Annotated in this window: 18 protein-coding genes; 8 read left to right on the top strand and 10 right to left on the bottom strand. The window is 44.0% G+C overall.

Features of this window, described 5'->3' with window-relative positions; all coding sequences use genetic code 11:
* Positions 1-55: 55 nt before the first annotated feature.
* From AAEY79_RS11315 to AAEY79_RS11280, 8 genes are all read right to left on the bottom strand, one after another.
* Positions 56-2,398 (bottom strand): FdhF/YdeP family oxidoreductase, encoded by a 2,343-nt coding sequence (locus AAEY79_RS11315; protein ID WP_201576392.1) that lies wholly within the window; start codon positions 2,396-2,398, stop codon positions 56-58.
* A 458-nt stretch (positions 2,399-2,856) separates the two neighbouring features.
* Positions 2,857-3,651 carry an ABC transporter ATP-binding protein gene (locus AAEY79_RS11310; RefSeq protein ID WP_025651418.1) on the bottom strand — a complete coding sequence of 265 codons (795 nt, stop codon included), beginning with the start codon at positions 3,649-3,651 and terminating at the stop codon, positions 2,857-2,859.
* A gap of 61 nt (positions 3,652-3,712) precedes the next feature.
* The gene (locus AAEY79_RS11305; protein WP_025651417.1) at positions 3,713-4,615 is read right to left on the bottom strand and encodes an ABC transporter permease; all 903 of its coding nucleotides are present in this window, start codon (positions 4,613-4,615) and stop codon (positions 3,713-3,715) included.
* 494 nt (positions 4,616-5,109) lie between these two features.
* Positions 5,110-6,147 (bottom strand): ABC transporter substrate-binding protein, encoded by a 1,038-nt coding sequence (locus tag AAEY79_RS11300; RefSeq protein ID WP_173240394.1) that lies wholly within the window; start codon positions 6,145-6,147, stop codon positions 5,110-5,112.
* An 87-nt stretch (positions 6,148-6,234) separates the two neighbouring features.
* Positions 6,235-7,284: an ABC transporter substrate-binding protein gene (locus AAEY79_RS11295; RefSeq protein WP_025651415.1), complete on the bottom strand. Its 1,050-nt coding sequence runs from the start codon at positions 7,282-7,284 to the stop codon at positions 6,235-6,237.
* Positions 7,285-7,763: 479 nt separating this feature from the next.
* Positions 7,764-8,048, bottom strand: a complete 285-nt coding sequence (locus tag AAEY79_RS11290; protein ID WP_025668361.1) for a hypothetical protein — start codon at positions 8,046-8,048, stop codon at positions 7,764-7,766.
* A 37-nt stretch (positions 8,049-8,085) separates the two neighbouring features.
* Complete coding sequence (gene metG, locus AAEY79_RS11285) at positions 8,086-10,191, bottom strand: methionine--tRNA ligase (protein ID WP_198015418.1); 2,106 nt, start codon at positions 10,189-10,191, stop codon at positions 8,086-8,088.
* A 388-nt stretch (positions 10,192-10,579) separates the two neighbouring features.
* Complete coding sequence (locus tag AAEY79_RS11280; protein WP_350588287.1) at positions 10,580-11,995, bottom strand: GntP family permease; 1,416 nt, start codon at positions 11,993-11,995, stop codon at positions 10,580-10,582.
* A gap of 346 nt (positions 11,996-12,341) precedes the next feature.
* Here AAEY79_RS11280 and AAEY79_RS11275 point away from each other — a divergent pair, with 346 nt between their 5' ends.
* From AAEY79_RS11275 to dcd, 8 genes are all read left to right on the top strand, one after another.
* Positions 12,342-13,055 (top strand): CoA transferase subunit A, encoded by a 714-nt coding sequence (locus tag AAEY79_RS11275; protein ID WP_201576410.1) that lies wholly within the window; start codon positions 12,342-12,344, stop codon positions 13,053-13,055.
* A gap of 177 nt (positions 13,056-13,232) precedes the next feature.
* Positions 13,233-13,862 carry a CoA transferase subunit B gene (locus AAEY79_RS11270; protein WP_201576412.1) on the top strand — a complete coding sequence of 210 codons (630 nt, stop codon included), beginning with the start codon at positions 13,233-13,235 and terminating at the stop codon, positions 13,860-13,862.
* Between the two features lie 127 nt (positions 13,863-13,989).
* Positions 13,990-14,790: a 3-hydroxybutyrate dehydrogenase gene (locus tag AAEY79_RS11265; RefSeq protein WP_350588284.1), complete on the top strand. Its 801-nt coding sequence runs from the start codon at positions 13,990-13,992 to the stop codon at positions 14,788-14,790.
* A 343-nt stretch (positions 14,791-15,133) separates the two neighbouring features.
* Positions 15,134-16,486 (top strand): magnesium transporter, encoded by a 1,353-nt coding sequence (gene mgtE, locus AAEY79_RS11260; protein ID WP_025651407.1) that lies wholly within the window; start codon positions 15,134-15,136, stop codon positions 16,484-16,486.
* Positions 16,487-16,704: 218 nt separating this feature from the next.
* Complete coding sequence (gene apbC / locus AAEY79_RS11255; protein ID WP_025651406.1) at positions 16,705-17,937, top strand: iron-sulfur cluster carrier protein ApbC; 1,233 nt, start codon at positions 16,705-16,707, stop codon at positions 17,935-17,937.
* Positions 17,938-18,039: 102 nt separating this feature from the next.
* Entirely contained in the window at positions 18,040-18,465 is a 426-nt protein-coding gene (locus AAEY79_RS11250; RefSeq protein ID WP_025651405.1) for a hypothetical protein, read from the top strand.
* Positions 18,466-18,488: 23 nt separating this feature from the next.
* Positions 18,489-19,655 carry a DUF2804 domain-containing protein gene (locus AAEY79_RS11245; protein WP_350588282.1) on the top strand — a complete coding sequence of 389 codons (1,167 nt, stop codon included), beginning with the start codon at positions 18,489-18,491 and terminating at the stop codon, positions 19,653-19,655.
* A 156-nt stretch (positions 19,656-19,811) separates the two neighbouring features.
* Positions 19,812-20,387 (top strand): dCTP deaminase, encoded by a 576-nt coding sequence (dcd, locus tag AAEY79_RS11240; RefSeq protein WP_011513914.1) that lies wholly within the window; start codon positions 19,812-19,814, stop codon positions 20,385-20,387.
* Positions 20,388-20,528: 141 nt separating this feature from the next.
* On the opposite strand, the gene AAEY79_RS11235 is transcribed toward dcd, so the two are convergent.
* Both AAEY79_RS11235 and AAEY79_RS11230 read right to left on the bottom strand, forming a co-directional pair.
* The gene (locus AAEY79_RS11235; RefSeq protein ID WP_025651403.1) at positions 20,529-20,966 is read right to left on the bottom strand and encodes a ClpXP protease specificity-enhancing factor; all 438 of its coding nucleotides are present in this window, start codon (positions 20,964-20,966) and stop codon (positions 20,529-20,531) included.
* Between the two features lie 132 nt (positions 20,967-21,098).
* Positions 21,099-21,713, bottom strand: coding sequence for a glutathione S-transferase N-terminal domain-containing protein (locus tag AAEY79_RS11230; RefSeq protein WP_352288390.1), 615 nt, complete (start codon positions 21,711-21,713; stop codon positions 21,099-21,101).
* Positions 21,714-21,860: the final 147 nt, after the last annotated feature.

Below are 21,860 nucleotides of genomic sequence, written 5' to 3'. Positions count from 1 at the left end.
GCTGACAGTCTTTTATCATTGTTGACATAACTCACCTTTCATCTTGCAAACTATCTTAGGCAGAAGCTGCCAACTCGCCTGCATTGACGCGCTCTAAGGCCACGGTAACAGACTTGTAGGCAGGGATATGAGAGTCTGGCGCATGCGTGTCCAAATCAAACAAGTCATTACATTCAGGATAGTAGGTAGCCACAGCGTTGGCGGCGATATCCATGTCGGTAAGTATCAAAGGTCCCAATGTGCGTTGCTCACCATGGCTGTCTTGACGCGACACCACAACATGATCGCCTTTTTGCCAACCCAATCGTGTCATTTCATCCGGATGCATAAACAAAACATCGCGGCGATTGGTCTGACGATAACGGTCTTGATAGCCAAATATCATGGTGTTAAATTGATCATGGCTCCGTACACTAGTCAACTGCCAGATCTTCTGCTCCGAGTGTTGACTGTCATCAGTATTTTGCGCATTTTGGGCATCAATTTTAGAGGTGGACGTTTTCTCTGCCATTTGGCTTGCGACATGAGTAATCGGGTATTTTGGTACTTCAAACTGCGCTTTGCCGCTATCGGTGTTCCACACGCGATGACGAGCCGCATGATATAAATGAAAGCCGCGCTCAGCCTCACGGATACGCACGTTGAAGTTCTCAAAGCCATCGATAGCTTGGGCGATATAATCACGAATCAAATCGAAGTCTTCTGCCATCGCTTGCCAAGGAATGGCTGAGTCAGAGCCAAACATCTGGGTTGCAATATCGGCGACTATCTGTGCTTCAGATTTTAGCGTATCGCTGATGGGCTTGAGGCTACCTTGAGTGGGTACTATCTGACACATTGAATCTTCAATTGTGGCAAACTGCTCACCTTTAGCCGTGATTAAGTGTTCGGTACGACCGACACAAGGTAGAATGAGGTTATTTTCACCCGGATACAGCATGGTTTCGTTTAGCTTGGTGCCAACAAAGACGTTAAGCTTATTTTTGGTCAATGCTCGTTGGATGTTATTTGAGTCAGGCGCTGCAACCGAGTAGTTGCCACCCATACTAAAGAAAGCCTTAATATCACCTTGTATCATCGCTTTTGCCCCTGCAACGACATCAAGACCGTTGTCTTGTGGCATTGGGTGCTCGAACACACGTTCTAGGCTATCAAGTAAGCTTTGCTTGGGACGCTCATGAATACCCATGGTGCGATCGCCTTGCACATTGGAGTGACCCCGCACAGGTGACGCACCCGCACCGTCAATACCTATCATACCCATCAACAGTAGCAAATTGGTAATCATAGCGACATTGTCATCGCCCTGCACATGCTGGGTTATGCCCATACCCCAAGTGCAAATAGTCGCTGGACTGGCGGCCACCAGCTTAGCAAGATTAATAATTTCTGCTTGAGAAATACCGCAACCAAGCTGAATATCTGCCCATGATTGTTCGGTCAACCACTGTTTCAATGGCTCAAAACCAGAGGTATGGGTTGTAATAAAGTCAGTATTAATTTTATCATTCTCAATCAGCCATTTAGCCAAACCCGTCAGTAGAGCCGCATCACCACCGATTTGAATTTGAACGACCTCATCGACCATGTCATCACTCTGTCCTGCCGCCATATGAGTTGGTTTTTGCGGGTTTCTAAACTTACTTAAGCCTTGTTCACGCATAGGATTTATCGAGATGATTCGACATCCTTGCTCGTGAGAGTGGGCAAGCATCTCAAGCATACGGGGATGGTTGGTTGCCGGGTTTTGTCCAAACATCAATATCAATTTGGCTAGCTCAAAATCCTCTAGTTTCACCGTCGCTTTACCGATGCCTAATTGCTTGCCAAGCATGACCGAGGTTGGTTCGTGACACATGTTAGAGCAGTCTGGTAGGTTGTTAGTACCAAAACAGCGGACGAATAACTGAAACATAAAGGCAGGCTCGTTAGTGACGCGACCTGAGGTATAGAACAGTGCTTCGTCAGGTGAATTAAGCTGTTCCAACTGCTCAGCGACATGCTCATAAGCGGCTTGCCAAGAGATGGGTAGATAATGATCTTGCGTGGCATCGTAGTATAGCGGTTCGGATAATCGACCGATATGTTCTAACTCATACCCTGACCAACCTTGTAGCTCTGTGACCGAGTGCTTGGCAAAAAACTGTGCATCTGCACGGGTAGACATGGTTTCACTTGCCAGCACCTTGATGCCTGTCTCACAGACATCTAGCGCTTTGTGTGACTTGTGATCTGGCCATGCGCAGCCTGGACAATCAAAGCCACCCTTGGGTTGATTGCTGTTTAATACGCTCAAGCTACCACGCAAAAAAGCCTTATAATCCATGAGTTTGCGAGTAGAGGCAATCAGAGCAGGCCAACCAGCAGCAGGATGAGTATAAACAGGGATTTTGCGCATGGCAGACCTCATAGATAAATAGCGATAAGAATAATAAGTAGGTTTTGATATAGGTATTGATATAGCAACTATATAATGACTGACCAAAACTTGGTAGGATCATTAACTATTGATAACAAAAAACGCCTGCTATTAAACAGGCGTTTTTATATTTAGCTCCAAAGTATCTGCTAGGGTCTGTTGAACATTCAAATATTAGGACTGCTGATCCCTAAAGTTGCCCCAAACCTTTTATCAAATCAGGCGTAAACCGACGATAATGTCGAGACCTTAGCTAGGTTTACAACAACGTTTGGGACGATTTTAGTATCAGCCTTTCAGGGCAGGGCTATTTTTTGCCAATACATGGCGAAATTATCTAACCTAGAATGACTAGGCGTCAAGAGTTTCACTGCGTATTGTCTAAAAAATAGCCACTGCCAGTGCCACATTTGAATGTTCAACAGACCCTAAATTATTTAACTCAATATTAAGCTATCATCTTCAACTTTTTCGCCGCGTGTTTGCTCAAACATATCAAGTAAATCATGCACTGTCATATCTTTACGAATATCACCAGCGACATCTAGTACGACTTGCCCTTGGTGCAGCATGACGGTACGTGTGCCATGTGCCAATGCTTGCTGCATTGAGTGGGTGACCATCATGGTTGTGAGCTTATTGTCAGTCACAATCTTATCCGTTAACTCTAAGACAAAAGCAGCGGTTTTAGGGTCAAGGGCAGCAGTATGCTCATCTAGCAATAAAATCTTAGAAGGCTGTAAAGAGGCCATGAGCAGACTGACTGCTTGGCGCTGACCACCGGATAGTAGACCCATACGGTCGGTTAGACGGTTCTCTAAGCCCAATTTTAAAACGGCCAGTTTTTCGCGAAACAAATCACGGTTATTCTGATTTAGCGCAAAGCTCAGACCGCGTTTGCCACCACGTTTATAGGCCAATGCCATGTTTTCTTCAATGGTCAGAGCTTCACAAGTTCCAGCCATTGGGTCTTGAAAGACACGCGCGACCCAATGAGCGCGTTGATGGGCAGTTTTCTTAGTGACATCAATACCATTTAATAAAATTGACCCACTATCGACGCGCGTGGTGCCGCTTACAGCGTTCAAAAATGTCGATTTACCAGCACCATTGGTACCAATGACGGTCACAAATTCACCATCAGCGATGTTTAGATTAATACCACGCAGTGCAGGGTTTTCGATAGGCGTGCCCGGGTTAAAGGTCAACCGTAAATCAGTGGCTTGCATCATAATCGTTATTCCTTATTGTCTCTTCAAGCTTAATACGGTTATTTACCGTCTGTATTGGCTGTCATTGAACGCGAACTTTGCGTGATAAAAACTTGGTTTTCGCTTTTGGTAATACCAAAGCCAATACCACGAGTAGAGCGGTAATCAAGTTTAAATCTTGCGGGCCAAAACCAATACTACGCAGCGTGTCGCTCGATAGCGCGACCTGAATAAACAGCTTGTATAGTACCGCACCGACGATGACCGCAAAGGTAATGAGCCAGATACGTTTGGCTGGAATGATAGTCTCACCGATGATAACGGCTGCTAGACCAATGACAATAGTACCAATACCGATAGAGATATCTGCGCCACCTTGGGTCTGCACAAACAACGCCCCTGCAAGTGCAATTAGGCCGTTAGAGACGGCCATACCGATAATGGTCATCCAAGAGGTATTAATGCCTTGCGCTTGGGCCATACGGAGGTTTGAACCAGTTGCACGCATAGATAGGCCAGTTTCAGTGCTATAAAACCAATCTAAGAATAACTTGGCAAGCAGTATGACCACACCAATAATCAGACAGCGCATCCAATAGCCGTTGCCATCTGTCACTAAGGTACTAAATACCGTGGTTTCACCCAGTAGTGGCAAGTTCGGCGCACCCATGATGCGTAGGTTGACAGAATATAGAGCGACCATCACTAAGATACTGGCAAGTAGTTGCAGGATGCCAAGTTTGACGTGCAACCATGCAGTGACGATACCAGCGACTGAACCTGCTAGCATACCAAAAGCGCATGCCAACCATGGATTGACACCAGCGACGATAGAGATGCCCGCGACGGCGCCGCCTAATGGAAAGCTACCATCAGCGGTCAAGTCAGGAAAGTCGAGGGTGCGGAATGAGATCAGCACACCAAGTGCCACTAGGCCATAAATCAGACCACTTTCAAGCGCACCAAAAAAAGCAATTAAAGACATAAGAGATCAATAAGTCATAACCAAGCGTTCAGCAATGCATGTTCTGATCATTAATTCATAAAATAAATAGCGTATAAACGCGCACTTATCTATAAATCTAACAGTCAGCTTTCGCTAAACGGCTAAGCGGTGAATTTAACAGATTAAGCAATCTGCGGTTAGGGTAAACCAAAACATATCACGATGAAAAACTATCATAAGCTACCTTGGTTCAAAGCTTTTATTCATAAATATTAGAGACTTAGATACTGCACAATGACTGTATAAGCAAACACGGCCTTATAAGCAATGCCTTAAATAAAAAGCCATTAAGCAACAACCAGTCAAACCAGCACTGCTTAAACAAGAAGCCCAGCCTACTGACTCATAGCTGGGTTTCTTGTTTAAGCATTTGGCATCATAGCCTGACGTTAAGCGATAAAATTTGATTATATTATATAGTCGAATTATCGTTTACCTAGCAGCTGCTAATAAAAGCCAAGTATAAAGGTGCGCTATTCTACCACTTCTTTTGCTTTATCGATAACTGCTTGTGGCAAAGTAACGCCTTGTTCTTTGGCATGATTTGGACTGACGTACAAATCAAGCATTTGCGGCGTATAGACAGGGATAGCGCCCGCTTTTTCACCATTTAGGATGCGTACCACGATTTTACCAGTTTCGCGGCCAAGATCGTAATAGTTTACGCCTAAGGCAGCAATCGCGCCGCGTTCAACCGAGCTGGTATCAGACGCAATCAGTGGGATTTTGCTTTCTTTAGCGACTTGATATAGTGACTCATAGGCCGATACGACATTGTTATCGGTTGAGGTATAGATCATATCGACCTTACCTTCGAGGCTACGAGCGGCCATGGCAATATCAGTACTACGCTGAGCAGGCGCTTCGAGGACATTGATACCTAGTGGTGTCAGTTTCTCTTTTAAGTTTTTTAAGATAATTGTTGAGTTAACTTCGCCCGGACTATAAACATAGCCGACGTTCTTTAAGCTAGGAATGATTTGACGCATCAATTCGATTTGTGGCTCATAAGGCAGTGCATCAGAGCCGCCAGTGACATTGGTACCAGAGCCATCTAGTTTTGTGACTAGTTTGGCTGCGATTGGGTCAGTGACTGCCGAAAATACTAAAGGAATGGTGCTAGTCGCCGCAGCTACTGACTGCGCTGATGGCGTACCAATCGCGATGATAACATCTGAATTGTCTGCGACGAATTGCTTGGCAATCTGTCCTGCAGTCGCTGTATTGCCTTGGGCGCTTTGGAAGTTCACCGTTAAGTTTTCACCGTCCTTAAAGCCGGCCTCATTAAGCTCATCGATGACGCCTTTGCGCACATCATCAAGTGCTGGATGCTCAACGATAGCAGTGATAGCCACCGTCTTCATTTCTGTGGCAGTATCGCCATTAGCGGCAGCATCAGTGCCGCTAGCATCTTGCGCTGGTTGATTACAGCCAGTCAAGATAGCGGTACAAACGCCGCCTAGTAGTAGCGCCTTACTAAAATTAAAACGTCCAAAATTTTGATACAACATAGGTCTCACTCCTGAAAATAATAATGTGTCCGTACATTATTTAATAATTAAAAATTAAGGGCAGCTGTCTATACAGATGGCTGACTGTTATTTGTCCGCACTCTGCGCTTTTTCGTCGACATTAATGGCATTTTTTAACAAGTCATCTGTCAAGCTCACCCCTTGCTCTGCCGCGTGTTTAGGGCTTGCGTACAAGGTTAAGGTATTCATCACTTCAGGCTTGATCGTATTGATCGCTTCGCCATTTAATACGCGATAGACCATTTTGCCCGTGGTACGGCCAAAGTCATAATCGTTGACACCTAGCGCCGCTGTCGCACCGCGTCTCACACTAAACTCGTCTGAGGCAATAACCGGAATATCAAGCTCATTGGCAGCACCAGCCATTGCTTCAAACCCTGACACAACGTTGTTATCTAATGAGGTATAAATGACATCGACGCGACCAGCAAGACTACGAGTCGCCATCGCAACGTCAGTTGGGCGATTGGCTGTCACATCTAAGATTTTCAGACCACGCGCTGGTGCGAGTTTTTTAAGCTGATTGAGCACCACTACAGAATTGATTTCACCTGGGCTATAGACGTAGCCAATGGTTTTTGCATTGGGTACAATCTTTAGAATGTTGTCTAACTGCGGCTCAATCGGTAACTCGCTTGATAGTCCTGTCACATTAGATTGGATAGGCACGTTGTTTTCATTAATGAGCTTCGCTGCGACAGGATCAGAGATAGCCGTATAAATAACCGGAACCGTTTTGGTTGAGGCCACAATTGATTGGGCAGAGGGCGTCGAGATTGCGACGATGGCATCGGGATTGTCTCCTGCAAACTGCTTGGCAATCTGTCCTGCTGTCGCTGTATTACCTTGGGCGCTTTGAAAGTTGACCGTTAGGTTTTGGCCTTCGACATAGCCATTATCAGCCAGCTCATCAATGATACCGCGGCGCATCTCATCTAATGAAGGATGCTCGACGATTTGCGTGATGGCCAAAGTCTTGGCGGGCTTATCGGTATCAGCGACTGCACTCTCACTATTGGAGGCAGTGTCGGTAGAGTTTGAGCAGCCAATCAATCCAAGGGTGGCGCTGATAGCAGCACCATAGAGGCTTAAGCGTAAAGTAGAAGCAATAGTCATTATTATAGTAACTCATCGGTTATATCAATCATAAAAACCACACCAACATTCTCGGATTCGTTAAAACTACTCAGGGTAGTGTTTGGATTCGTCTTCGCTGTGTTTGATTTTTACAGATAGTATTGGAAAATGCAGGTTAGCCGAGTCAATGCTATGTTGATGCCAAGATAGCAGGCTAACAATAAGGTAATCGTTCCGTCGATCATTATGTTCATATTATGACAGTAATGTAAGTTATCGCAATAAAAAATTAAAGCGTATTCGTCACCCGTATTATTCAGCCATATAAGGATGGTTTTACTGAGCAGCTTCTGCATCTTTATGCTAGGGTCTGTTGAGCATTCAAATATGGTACTGGTAATCGCTTGCACTTGGTTTGCTTGTATCGAAATTATTGCCATTCCACTATCTATATAAATGACATAAAAAAAGACGCTACTTAGGGCGTCTTTTTTTATATTTAATCTATCGCTTAACTGTCAATCGAAGACCCGCCATAAACTACGAAATAGCCAGCCAATCACATAAAGAGGAATCTCTAGTATGTCGATAAAGTACAACCAATCCCAGATACTCGAAGGCTCTGAACGACGGTTACGCCGTGACTGTTTGATATCTGTGGTGATAATAAATAACAACGCGCTGATAACACCACTAGCAATGGCTATAAATAGTGCCGTTATATCTTCGATAAAATACCAGTAAACCAGCAAGCCTACTGTTAAATAAAGGAGAATATCTGCTAACAATCTCAGCAATACCACTATCATTCTCCAATATTTCGTGCATCAGCCATGTTAATTAAGCAAGCACATCACCAATGACGCAATCATCAGGCAAGGTAACGACCGTTAAGCCTGTCTTTGGATTGCCAGTTGATAGCACCATGCCTTCTGAGACACCAAACTTCATCTTACGCGGCGCAAGATTGGTCACGCAAATGACCTTTTTATTCAGTAATTGCTCAGGCTCATAAAACTTACGGATACCGCTGAATACATTGCGCGGCTTGTCTTCGCCAACATCTAGGGTGAACTGCAATAGCTTGTCCGCGCCTTCGACATGGTTACACTCTAAGACGTGCGCGACTTTCATCTCAACTTTGGCAAAGTCTTCGATACCGATATAGTCAGCCTGCTCATTATCACTACCAGTATTAGCCTCTTTCGCTGAGGGAGTGTTTTTCTTTGCTGACGTATTATCAGCATTAGCAACTGGAGTCGCAGTTTGAGCCAAAGATTCCTTTGACGCTTCAACCATCGCTGCGACGTCTTTTTCTTCGATACGCTGCATCAACGGTTTAAACTTATTGATTTTATGACCAAGCAACCATTGGTTACGGCTGGCAAAGCTTAGATCGTCAATGTTCAAAAACGCTTTAGCGTTGGCGGTTAGCTCAGGCAATACTGGCGCAAGATAAACCATTAATTGACGGAAGATATTAATCGCGACCGAGCAAACATCTTGAACTTCTTGCTCTGCGCCTTCGACCTTAGCAAGCGCCCATGGTTTTTTCTCATCGATATATTCATTGGCTTTATCAGCACATTGCATAATCAAACGCATGGCACGCGAGAACTCACGGTTTTCGTACGCGGCGGCAATTTCATCACCCGTTTTGGTGATGTCTTCTAATAAGTCTGACTCTACGCAAACCTCCGACAGCATACCGTCGTATTTTTTCACTAAGAATCCAGCACTACGACTGGCAATATTGACCACTTTACCAACTAGATCAGAGTTAACCTTTTGCATGAAATCTTCTAAATCAAGGTTGATATCCTCGACTTTATCAGACAATTTACTAGCAAAATAATAACGCAAGTACTCAGGATGTAAGTGATCAGCATACGTTTCGGCTTTAATGAAAGTACCACGCGACTTACTCATTTTTTCGCCATTGACCATCAAGAAGCCATGGGCAAAGACGCCGGTCGGCGTACGCAGCTCGCTACCCGCTAGCATCGCTGGCCAAAATAGCGCATGGAAGTAAACGATGTCTTTACCGATGAAATGATAAACCTCGGTCTTATGCTCGTTTTCTTGCATCCAATAACGATCAAAATCTAATTCGTTTTCAGTACCTTTGCGCTTATCACACAAGTTTTGAAAGCTCGCCATGTAACCGACCGGTGCATCGAGCCAAACATAGAAGTACTTGTCTGGCTCATCGCTTGGGGTATCTGGAATTTGGAAACCGAAATAAGGTGCATCACGTGAGATATCCCAGCTGGTCAGGCCAGCGTCAAACCATTCTTGCAATTTATTAGCGACCGATGTTTGCAAGCGATTGTCACTACGTGTCCAATCTTTTAAGAATTGCTCAAATTCTGGTAAATCAAAGAAATAATGCTTAGAGGTTTTTAGAATGGGTGTGGCATCAGACAACGTCGAGTATGGATCTTTGAGATCTGTCGCATCATAAGTGGTACCGCACACTTCACAGTTATCGCCATATTGATCCAGCGCACCGCATTCAGGGCAAGTACCTTTGACAAAACGATCCGCTAAAAACAACTGCTTTTCAGGATCAAATAATTGCTCAACGTCTTTAGTACTGATATGTCCAGCACTACTAAGACGACGATAAATCAGCTCAGAAAAATGCTTGTTTTCTTCTGAATGGGTGGTGTGATAATTGTCGAAGTCAATCAAAAACTTAGCAAAGTCCGCTTCATGCGAAGCTTTAACCGAGGCGATTTGCTCTTCGGGTGTTACACCATTGGCTTCTGCTTTGAGCATGATAGCCGTACCGTGTGCATCATCCGCGCAGACATAAGTGACCTGATGGCCTTGCGCTTTCATCGCACGCGCCCAAATGTCGGTCTGAATATATTCTACAAGATGCCCCAAATGGATATAGCCATTGGCGTAGGGCAGCGCACTGGTTACTAGAATCTCACGCACTTTTGTCACCTATATTTTTATATAAACGGGTTGGTTATCAAACGTCTTGAGCGCTTTATGGCGAGCGGACGCGATATTGTCAATACTAAAGCTTTTAAAATTTCTAAAAAAGGAAAAACCAAAAAAGTGTGCCTATGATACCGTAATTCGGCCAAATTTGTGACATTCCTCAGTAATTAATACGTTAATCAATATAATCATTGGCTCTATTATGCCGATAGATTTCTATGCATTTATCAGGTGTCAATAACCTATTTTATTTAAAGAACATAGTCGTAAAGCGGCGATAAAAAACCCACCAAGCAATCTGCCAAGTGGGTTTTGAGTTTGCACATTAAAACTCATCGATATTCAAAGCTCAAGAAATTGCTTGAAGCTTAAACGGTTTCTAAAATGAGCCAAACATCGTCCCTAGAATAATAACCGCGACTACCGCAATTAATGGAATAATCATCGTGACCATCGCAAGATTCAAGTAGGATTGCTTATGGGTCAAGCCACAAATCGCGAGTAGGGTGATGACCGCACCACTATGAGGGAGCGTATCCAAACCACCCGCTGCCATGACAGCAACACGGTGCATCAGTTCTGGATCAATACCAGCGGCAACCGCCATTCTTAAATAATCTTCACCCAACGTCGATAGGGCAATACTCAAACCACCAGAAGATGAGCCAGTAATACCAGCAAGGGTGGTCATCGCGACCGCTTCTGAGATAAGTGGGTTATCAGGCGTTAGGTTTAAGATGCTGTCACGAATAATAAGAAAGCCTGCCAATGAAGCAATGACCGCGCCGTAACCCACTTCTGAGGCGGTGTTAAAGATGGGCAACATCGAATCATAAGTACCACGGTTGATGGTTTTTTGTAGATTATTCCAATGACCGATACGCATGACTATCAATACGATAATAGCCACTACCAATGAGATAATAATAGACCACAGCCCCAGCGAACCGGCGATATTTAAATCCGGGAACTGAGCTTGTAAGCCGCTAAAGTCTAGTGAAGGGAACACTGCATAAGTTAATAAAGCGTTTAAGGCGATAACCAATACCAGCGGAATCATCGCAACGGTAAATGAGGTGTGATGCGTATCTAGCACTTCGTTTTGTTTTTTTACTGCACCAACGCCGCCTACATCCTCTTCGTCATGCTGACCATAGCCTTCACCTGCTGCGTTGGCTTTTCTGGCCCGTGACTGTAACCATAACCAACCACAGATAAACATGATCGTACCGCCAATAATACCCAAAATAGGCGCAGCAAAGACGTTGGTATTATAATAAGGAATCGGAATGGCGTTCTGAATGGCTGGTGTGCCGGGTAATGCCGTCATGGTAAAGGTAAATGACCCTAAGGCAATCGCTGCTGGAATTAAGCGCTTAGGAATGTCCGCCGCCTTAAACAAGTCTTTGGCGATTGGATAGATAGCAAATGCTACGACAAATAAAGAGACGCCGCCGTAGGTTAAAATAGCGCAAACTAAGATAACGGCTAAAATAGCTTTGCTGGCCCCAAGCTTTTCTACCACGGTTTTGGCAATCGCTGTTGCTGCGCCAGAATCTGCCATCAAACGCCCAAACAGCGCGCCTAGTAAGAAGATAGGGAAAAACTTGAGTAAAAACCCACTCAATGCACCCATAAAGATATCGGTGTAGGCAGGGATACTACTTAAGAAATCACCAGATAGGAATACCGCCAATATCGCCATAATTGGTGCTAAAATCAGCACGGAATAACCGCGATACGCAAAGAACATCAATAGTAATAAAGTAATGACAATAGCAAAGGTACTAAACATGATCGCCCTCCTTGGCAAAATTAAGGCAGCGAGTATGTAGGGCATATTAATATCGGTCAATAAAATGAATCAAAATAGATATTATTTAATAATTTATCAAATATAAGTCTGTCTTAAGACGACATTGTCCTACCATCTATGCCGCTACTGCGCTGGCCTGTATGTTCTTGTTGTTATTCTCTTCTCGCTAAGAGAATAATATGTTAACTTAGCATAAGAATCTTATAGATGATATATCGATAGAAATTGTATTAATATAGATATTGAAATATTGAGTAAAGTAACCCATTCATAATCATTGATGATAGAAGTTAATAACAAAAAATAGACTTGCAAGGAGATAAGCATGAGTCATTCTAAAGTATATAGCAGTGCTGAAGAAGCACTAAAAGGTATCGTCAACGATGGACAAACCCTCGCTATTGGTGGTTTTGGTCTGTGCGGTATTCCTGAAGCATTAATCGAAGCATTACGTGATAGTGGGGTAAAGGATTTAACTTGTATCAGCAATAACGCTGGTGTCGACGGCTTTGGTTTAGGCTTGCTATTACAAACGCGCCAAATTAAAAAAATGATTTCATCCTATGTCGGTGAAAACAAAGAGTTTGAGCGTCAATACTTGGCAGGCGAGTTAGATGTTGAATTAACGCCGCAAGGTACTTTAGCGGAAAAACTACGTTCAGGCGGTGCTGGTATTCCTGCTTTCTATACCGCAACTGGCGTTGGCACACTGGTCGCTGAAGGCAAAGAAACCCGTGATTTCGATGGACGTACTTATGTGCTCGAACATTCATTACGTGCTGATGTGTCATTAATCAAAGCGCAAAAAGCAGATAAAGCAGGTAATTTAATATTCAATAAAACGGCTCGTAACTTCAATCCAGACTGTGCAATGGCAGGCAAAATCACCATTGTCGAAGTTGAAGAAATCGTAGAAACGGGCACACTTAACCCTGATGAGATTCATCTACCGGGTATTTTTGTACAGCGTATTGTATTAAATAGCAATCCTGAAAAGCGTATCGAAAAAACCACGACCAAAGCAGTCGAAGGCGCTTAGAAGCAGAGTTTGTCAAAACCTTTTAAAAGATGACATTAATAATAGAGTATTGTAATACTATTCCTAAAAATTTGAGTGGCAAGAAAAACGAGTGAAAGTGCTACATTTAGTAGACTAAGCGAATTTGACACCATTAATCATATTTGTTGGGGTGGTCATAAAAATAAGGAAATTACCATGGCATGGACAAGAGAACAGATGGCACAGCGGGCTGCACAAGAATTAGAAGATGGCTATTATGTCAATTTAGGTATCGGTCTACCAACGCTAGTCGCCAATTATATCCCTGAAGACGTGGATGTTTGGTTGCAGTCAGAAAATGGTCTATTAGGTATTGGCGAATTTCCAACGGCAGAAAACGTCGATGCAGATTTGATCAATGCGGGTAAGCAAACCGTGACCGCAGAGGCGGGTGCTAGTTATTTTGGTAGTTCAGAATCCTTTGCGATGATTCGCGGCGGGCATGTTAATCTGGCTATATTGGGCGCGATGGAAGTGTCAGAAAAAGGCGATTTGGCCAACTGGATGATTCCCAAAAAGATGGTCAAAGGCATGGGCGGTGCGATGGACTTAGTCGCAGGTGTACAACGCGTGATTGTATTGATGGAACAGGTCAATAAACACGGCGATCCAAAAATTCTTGCCAATTGTGAGCTACCATTGACAGGCAAAGGGGTGGTTGATCGTATTATCACCGAGCTTGCAGTATTAGATGTCACCGACAATGGTCTAAAACTGGTCGAGCTAGCAGAGGGTGTCACTTTTGAAGAACTACAAGAAAAAACGCCAGTGAGCATTATTCAATAGCATTGCTCAATAGTTTTGATGTTATAACGACTGTTTACTGCTTTATTTAATAGCCACTATATTCTAGTGGCTTATTTACTGGTTGACCTCATCACTTCCCATCACTACCTATTATTAAGGACAATATATGGCGACCCAATTACAACAGGATTTGACGGGCAAAGTGGCCTTGGTCACAGGTGCTGCCAGCGGTATCGGACGTGATATCGCTGAAACTTATGCCAAAGCAGGCGCAGCGGTAGGTATTGCAGATATCAATATTGAAATGGCTCAGAAAACCGTTGATGCTATTGAAGCGGCAGGTGGACGCGCACTTGCCATTGCCATGGATGTAACGTCTGAGGCTGCCGTAAATAATGGTGTACAAAAGCTAGTAGATACCTTTGGCGGTATTGATATCTTAGTCTCTAATGCCGGTATTCAGATCATTGATCCGATTAACAAAATGTCGTTTGATGACTGGAAAAAAATGCTCGCTATTCATTTGGATGGGGCATTTTTAACCACCAAAGCGGCTGTACAGCATATGTATAAAGAGGATAAAAGTGGCACCGTCATCTATATGGGTTCTGTGCACTCGCATGAGGCATCAATGTTTAAGGCACCTTACGTCACTGCCAAGCATGGTCTACTTGGGCTGTGTCGTGTATTAGCAAAAGAAGGCGCTGAGCATAATGTACGGTCGCATGTGATTTGCCCAGGGTTTGTCAAAACGCCGTTGGTCGAAAAGCAAATTCCGCAACAAGCGGCTGAAAAGGGCATCAGCGAAGAATCTGTAGTCAATGATATTATGCTGGTGAATACGGTAGATAAAGAATTCACGACGGTAGACGATATTGCCCAATTGGCGCTATTTTTGGCAGCCTTCCCAAGCAATGTATTCACTGGTCAATCTATCGTTGCCAGTCATGGTTGGTTTATGAACTAGGACGTGTCCTCAATTCCAGCGATTGTATCTAAATGGGCTAAAAATGGCTAAATTTTGCCAAACATCGTCAAATAGCTGATTAATATCCCGATATTATTTCCGCTATTTTCCTCACTTGACTGCAATTTATCTCATTTTTATGAGCATTTTTAAAATGAGAACACGCCTTAGCTGAATGACGGATTAATAGGTTTGTTCGGGCGCTTTGATTGGTTTAAGAATCATTGGCTTGCTAATAAAAGCCCATTGCCTTAGCATCTTGTTTATATTAATTGGAGCCAATTAGATTGGCTCTTTTTTGTGAGTATTTGCTGCACCGTTTTGGGTTGCACGGAGTAACATGATGAATAATAAAGACCTTGCAGAGACTTTTGCAACCAAACTAAGCCGTGCCATCGAGCAGCAGCAATTCGAGCAAGCGATTAATCAAGTGCAAGAGTTGCGCCCCATTGATATCGCGGATGTGCTTACGCTCATGGCATCTAAACTTGCTTGGCAGCTGCTAGAACGTTTGCCCAATCGTTCTACGGTATTTGCTTATTTAGAGCCTAATATTCAAGTCGCTATGGCGCATGAGTTTCCTCGCGAAAGTATGGCAATACTAGTGGGCGAGATGCCCGCAGATGAACGCACTGATTTATACAAACATCTAAATCAGGATCAGCGTGATGCCTTATTGCCAGCATTAGCACAGGCGCAGCGTGAAGATATTCGCAGGCTTTCTGCCTATGAAGAACGTACTGCTGGGGCGTTGATGACATCTGACTATGCAACGTTAGCGGCGCATATGACCGTCACTGAAGCATTAGCGGCGCTACGATTAGAAGCACCTGATGCCGAGACCATTTATCATACTTATGTAATTGATGATGAGCGTAAGTTGTCAGGGGTAGTGTCATTACGAGCATTAATACTAGCCGCTCCTGAACAATTAATTAATGACATTATGCTGAGCACTGTGGTCTCTTGCAATGTCAATGACGATCAAGAAGATGTCGCCAAAGTTGTGGCTCGTTATGACTTGATTGCCCTGCCAATTACTGATGACCATGGCGCTTTGGTCGGTATCGTGACCCATGATGATGCCATGGACGTTGCCAGCGATGAGGCTACTGATGACTTTCACAAGTCGGGTGGTGTCACGACGATGGTTGGCAGGCTTAAAGATGTCAGCATTAAAGTGCTGTATCGTAAGCGCGTATTCTGGCTAGTGTTTTTGGTATTTGGAAACTTGCTCTCTGGCTTTAGCATTGCTAACTTTGAAGAGGTGATAGCAGCCAATCTAGTGCTGGTATTTTTCTTACCACTACTGGTAGATAGTGGCGGTAACGCCGGCTCTCAGTCTGCTACGTTGATGGTGCGTGCGCTAGCGACGGGCGATGTCGTCATGCGTGATTGGCTCTCGCTATTAGGACGAGAAGCCATCGTCGCCCTGATGCTGGGTGCGACGATGGCCGTTGCTATCTCTATCATCGGTTATGTGCGCGGCGATGCTATTGTGTCACTGGTGCTCGCGCTTAGTATGATGTCCGTAGTCATGATTGGCTGCGTGATTGGCATGAGCTTGCCTTTTGTATTGAACAAAATAGGACTTGACCCTGCCACTGCCAGTGCACCGCTGATTACCTCAGTGTGTGATGCTTCTGGCGTGCTGATTTATCTGTTTATTGCTTCACAGTTTTTGTCTATAGGATAGCGCACGGCAAACGGTCGCAGTAGCGCAAATAGTAACACCTGATACCAAGCTCGGTCTTACTGGCGTTGTGGTTTTTTTATACTTGTAATTCAGCTACACTGTCACGATAAAAGGTTTGGCCAAAAAGCTTATGGGCTATAATATTTATCCTATGCGCTACAGTATTCACTGAGTTGTTTGACCATACCCACCCACTTGTATAGGCAGTAACGGTAGCTATGTTTAACTTTATGAAGAAAAAAACCACTCACAATGAAACCCCGCAGCAAAAAGCAGAACGCGATAGTGCCGTGGACAAGGTACTGCTCGGCTATGAAGTAGGCACTATCAGCATTGCCACTATGGTCACGGGTCTTGAGCGCGACGGCGATCAGCTCACTTTAGATTTGCGTCTACCTGTAAATAGTAATCCTGAAGCCATTCAACAAGAGCTTGGAAAGCTGCTCTATCCGCACGGTATCAAAGCGATCCATATGAACGTCCGTCTGCCAGCACCAGCGAAAGGGACAGGGTCAAGCTTACCGAAGGCCATGCCCAAGACCACCAATGCAATGGACGCCCAGAATCAGTCAGCATCAAAGCCTGATAGTGGCACTAAAACTGATACTGCTGCCGAACCGCCGATTACCAAAGCCGCGCCGACACAAGCATCATTGACAGCGCATCCGCGTATTCGCCATATTATCGTGGTGGCGTCGGGTAAAGGTGGTGTTGGTAAATCAACGACTACCGTGAATATCGCTTTGGCATTACAAAAGCTAGGCAACCGTGTTGGCGTGCTCGATGCTGATATTTATGGTCCTAGTATGCCAACCATGCTGGGCGTAGATAATGTCAGACCTGAGCTAGAAAATGAGCAGTTTATTCCTATCAATGCGCATGGCATGGCGATGTTATCGATTGGTAGCTTACTCGATGGTGACAATACGCCTGTCGCGTGGCGTGGACCAAAGGCTACTGGGGCGTTGATGCAGCTCTATAATCAAACCAATTGGCCGCAGTTAGATTACTTGGTCATTGATATGCCACCGGGTACCGGTGATATTCAGCTCACGCTAGCCCAGCGTATCCCCGTGACTGGTGCGGTGATTGTCACGACGCCGCAGCATATCGCCTTACTTGATGCGCAAAAAGGCATTGAGATGTTTAACAAGACTAATATTCCGGTACTTGGTGTGGTTGAAAACATGGCGCTGCATACCTGTAGTAATTGTAATCATACCGAAGCCATCTTTGGTACAGGTGGCGGTGAAAAAATCGCTGAGCAATACCATGTGCCGCTATTGGGACAACTGCCGCTTGCCAGTGGTATTCGTGCACAAGTAGATAAAGGTGAACCAAGTGTTTTGGCAGATGATGAGTTTGCGCCGTACTATCTAAACATTGCTAAAAATATCGAAGCCAATATTAGTAAGTTTGCAAAGCCTGTCGATGATAAGCGTATTTTTTAATGGTTTTCTAATGGCTCTTAATAGTGCTAATGGCTTTTATTAATAGCAAAATAGCCTAAGCATATAAAGTTTGAAAGGCTTGAATTTTAAACGGGGAATAGTATGAGCTTATTGATTTATCAACGTCATTTAGATGATACTCCAAAGCAATACAGGCTCTTAAAATTATTCCGCCCGCCGATATACGTGATTGAGCTCTCGAACAATCAAGCGAGTGCCGTTTGCTACTATAAAGATGGCAGTAGCAAACGCTATGAAGTCCATGCGGATTTTAGCAATCGCCGACTGGTGATTGCTGATTTTTTTAAAGCGGTACAAGCGATGACTGATCTACTGCTTAAATTTCCCAAACATCCATTTGGCATCAGTGCTTTTGCCATAGAAAATGTGACTGAGGAGCTGGCAGATGGATTGACATTCATAGAGATTAAAGCCATTAGAGAAACAGTTTGGGCAGCATCAGGACAGGCAAAAAGAAGGATTATAGGTACCACCGTCAGCTACCAAGGACAGGTAGTCTCTCAATGAACCATGGCTAGGATGCCTCAATCATGAATCAAAGTCGCAACGACCAAAACCAACAAGACTCATCAGCCAGCTCAAAACCAATGATACTTGATCAATTGATCCAAAACGGTCAGCCTATTTTTGGCATCTTTGCTCAAGTCAAAAGCATCAATTATCTGGATTATCACAGTTATCTTATTTCGCAAAAGTCCTTATCCAATTGGCGCAAAGAACTAAAAGCCAATCAATTCTGCTTTATTCAAATTATTCAGCCGCCGTATCGAGTCTGTTTAGCAGTAGCGACCATTAAGCTGGCGACCAGTGCCTTTGTATACCTTTATAACGATGAGACTGGTGAGCTGGAGGTATGTGAAGCCTTGCAACCTTTGACTCGCCATACGCAACTACAAGGTGATTGCTATCAAGGGCAAATGGTATTTACCCATGCCAAACTGACCGTTACTTTAGATTTTATGCCTGCACAAGTTAAAGTAGTGCTGGACAGCCAATACCTTGCACTCCATGCAACATTAGCACGGCAATCACAGCCACTTGCTATCTGTACACCAACGGGCAGACGCGGCTGGACGTTTACCCAAAAAGAGCCATTAACCGCTGTATCTGGACATATACTCGTTAAGGGCAATTCAAAATTTAATGCTGATGCTGATGCTGTTGGTGCTTCCGACACTCAGGCTCAGCAAATAGACTTTACTGACACCACTATAGCCAATCTAGATTGGACACTTGGCTATATGCGCCACGAGACCAATTGGTTTTGGAGCTGTATTAATAGCTATTTGCCAGACCGTCGTCATTTTGCCCTAAATCTAGCAATGGGCGTCAATGAAACAGGGGTTAGCGAAAATGCGTGCTGGCTGGATGGGCATATTTATTATTTACCGTCTGTGATGTTTGTCCGTGATGGTTTAAATTTGCCAGCTAATGAGCAAGATGATAATGCTAAAACCATAGATAATACGCGACAGCCTTGGCGTATTTATCATCAAAACCTCGGTTGGAGTAATGTAGATATTGATTTAACCTTTACACCGATTAGCGTCTATAAGAAAACCGATAACTTTGGTATGCTTGCCAGTATCTTCGAGCAATGGCTAGGCTTTTATAGCGGTGAGATTCGCATCAAAGATGAGGTGATTAAGATTGATAAGGTAATGGGGTTAGCGGAAGACCATTTTGCTAAATGGTAGATTGTAAAATATAAGGTGAGGATCATTAGGTTATGGAACGTATTCATTTTAAAGTCGCCATTGCTCTATAAATTGAGCCTTCAATTCCGTATAATCGTCGCTATCAAAATACGATTCATATCATAAATTTTATTTTATAGCTGCTAAGGAACAACAATGTCTATCAAGTCTGACCGCTGGATTCGTAAAATGGCTGAAGAACACGGCATGATTGAGCCGTTTGAAGCGGGTCAAGTACGTTTTAATGATGCAGGCGAACGTTTGGTTAGCTACGGCACCTCAAGCTATGGTTATGATGTACGCTGCGCGCCTGAATTTAAAGTTTTTACCAATGTTCATTCAGTGATTGTAGATCCAAAAAACTTTGATGAAAAAAGCTTTATTGATGTCATTGGTGACGAGTGTATTATTCCACCGAACTCGTTTGCGCTAGCACGCACCATGGAGTATTTTCGTATTCCGCGCGATGTATTGACCATTTGCCTTGGTAAATCAACGTATGCGCGCTGCGGTATCATTGTGAATGTGACGCCGCTTGAGCCTGAGTGGGAAGGGCACGTGACTTTAGAGTTTAGTAATACTACCAATTTGCCAGCGCGTATTTATGCGGGTGAAGGCGTGGCACAGATGTTATTTTTTCAAAGCGATGCCGATGATGTTTGTGAGACCAGCTATAAAGATCGCGGTGGTAAATACCAAGGTCAACGCGGTGTGACACTGCCAAGAACATAATCGCCAAGAGCTAATTGCCAAGAGCTAATTGCCAAGAGCTAATCGTTTGAAAGCTATTAATCTTTTAGACTGACAATAAAAAAGCTGGACGTATTCAATACGACCAGCTTTTTTATGCGTTACGGTTTATTCACTGCATCTTTATTTTAAGACTTTTAAGCCCGCTTTATTATCACGCTTTGGCTTGGGTGCGGCTGTTGGACTTTTCTTAGCAGCAGCAGTCGAATCTTCTTCAGGCTGATAGTTGTCATATTCATTCGGATCAAAAAACATCCCTTGCGAGTTCTCTTTGGCATAGATACCGAGCACCGCTGTCAGTGGTACCCAGATCTCTTGTGACACGCCGCCAAAACGCGCACTGAAATGTATATAGTCATTTTCCATACTCATATTACCAGTGGCGCGGCTGGCGATATTTAAGACGATACGACCGTCTTGCACGTGTTCGGTTGGGATTTGCACATTTTCAGCTGTCGCATCGACCATCAGATAGGGCGTCAGAGCATTGTCTTCTATCCATTGGTATAGCGCGCGTACCATGTAGGGACGGGTTGGCGTAATAGAGGTGGTTTCGCTCATCTGATGATTTCCTATACTAATGATTTTTTATAATTAAAAAATAGTTATTTCAGCAATTTATCAGAGGATAAATGCTACTGAATGTCTGTTTCACTGGTACTAATTTTAGGACAGTTTTTTAGACTTGTCTAATTAACGCACGCTTTTTTGGAAGCTACTACGCTCAAACACTCTCGTTTGGTATTCGAACAATGGACGGCTAATGGCGCGCGGCAGTTCGATATCCATCTCCTCAAGCCGCCATAATAAAGGAGCGAGCAGCACATCACACCAGCCAAACTCATCCGCCATAAAGTACGGCTTATGAGCAAACAGTGGGGATAAGGTAATCAATGAATCAGCCAATTGTTTTTTTGCCAATGCGGCTTGTGCTTTGTTAAAGCTGTCTGGATGCGTAAGCAGTCGCTTACCGAGGACCAGCCAATCGCGCTGAATACGCCAGGCCAGCTGTCGAAACTGTGCTCGCTCTTGCGGGGTGTCAGGTAGCAGTTTGTTGGCATGATAACGTTCTTCAAGGTATTCAAAAATAACGTTAATCTCATAGAGTGCAATCTCACGCTGCTGCAGGACAGGCAAGGTATGATAAGGGTTGAGCTCGGTCAGATCTTCAGGACGCTCAGAATGCAAACGTGATAAATAATAAGCGAGCTTCTTTTCTTCAAGCAATAGGCGCACCACATGACTGTCGTAGCCGTCATCAGCATATAAAATCAGCTGACTACTTGGAATGTCATTCGCATCAATCATGAAAGCCTAATGTTAATAGTGAAGGCTGTCATCGTAAACAAAGTCGCTGTGTTTATCAAGGCAACTCGCGTAAATGTTGCTGTTGAGCGCCTTATTTGTCTGCTTTCTTGAGGTTTTATTAGGATAGTAAAACAGTAGTGCATAAAA

Origin of the sequence: Psychrobacter sp. GW64-MNA-CIBAN-0177 (genome assembly GCF_040309585.1) — a bacterium.
GTDB classification, from domain to species: Bacteria; Pseudomonadota; Gammaproteobacteria; order Pseudomonadales; family Moraxellaceae; genus Psychrobacter; species Psychrobacter okhotskensis.
This window is presented reverse-complemented; position numbering and strand designations above follow the sequence as displayed.

Bases quoted from the DNA above. Each gene is read 5' to 3' on its own strand.
- AAEY79_RS11235 (WP_025651403.1), bottom strand. From the start codon at position 20,966: ATGAGCGAAACCACCTCTATTACGCCAACCCGTCCCTACATGGTACGC.
- apbC (WP_025651406.1), top strand. From the start codon at position 16,705: ATGTTTAACTTTATGAAGAAAAAAACCACTCACAATGAAACCCCGCAG.
- AAEY79_RS11300 (WP_173240394.1), bottom strand. From the start codon at position 6,147: ATGTTGTATCAAAATTTTGGACGTTTTAATTTTAGTAAGGCGCTACTA.
- AAEY79_RS11275 (WP_201576410.1), top strand. From the start codon at position 12,342: ATGAGTCATTCTAAAGTATATAGCAGTGCTGAAGAAGCACTAAAAGGT.
- AAEY79_RS11270 (WP_201576412.1), top strand. From the start codon at position 13,233: ATGGCATGGACAAGAGAACAGATGGCACAGCGGGCTGCACAAGAATTA.
- AAEY79_RS11265 (WP_350588284.1), top strand. From the start codon at position 13,990: ATGGCGACCCAATTACAACAGGATTTGACGGGCAAAGTGGCCTTGGTC.
- AAEY79_RS11245 (WP_350588282.1), top strand. From the start codon at position 18,489: ATGAATCAAAGTCGCAACGACCAAAACCAACAAGACTCATCAGCCAGC.
- AAEY79_RS11250 (WP_025651405.1), top strand. From the start codon at position 18,040: ATGAGCTTATTGATTTATCAACGTCATTTAGATGATACTCCAAAGCAA.
- AAEY79_RS11305 (WP_025651417.1), bottom strand. From the start codon at position 4,615: ATGTCTTTAATTGCTTTTTTTGGTGCGCTTGAAAGTGGTCTGATTTAT.
- dcd (WP_011513914.1), top strand. From the start codon at position 19,812: ATGTCTATCAAGTCTGACCGCTGGATTCGTAAAATGGCTGAAGAACAC.
- AAEY79_RS11295 (WP_025651415.1), bottom strand. From the start codon at position 7,284: ATGACTATTGCTTCTACTTTACGCTTAAGCCTCTATGGTGCTGCTATC.
- AAEY79_RS11310 (WP_025651418.1), bottom strand. From the start codon at position 3,651: ATGATGCAAGCCACTGATTTACGGTTGACCTTTAACCCGGGCACGCCT.
- AAEY79_RS11230 (WP_352288390.1), bottom strand. From the start codon at position 21,713: ATGATTGATGCGAATGACATTCCAAGTAGTCAGCTGATTTTATATGCT.
- mgtE (WP_025651407.1), top strand. From the start codon at position 15,134: ATGAATAATAAAGACCTTGCAGAGACTTTTGCAACCAAACTAAGCCGT.
- AAEY79_RS11280 (WP_350588287.1), bottom strand. From the start codon at position 11,995: ATGTTTAGTACCTTTGCTATTGTCATTACTTTATTACTATTGATGTTC.
- AAEY79_RS11315 (WP_201576392.1), bottom strand. From the start codon at position 2,398: ATGCGCAAAATCCCTGTTTATACTCATCCTGCTGCTGGTTGGCCTGCT.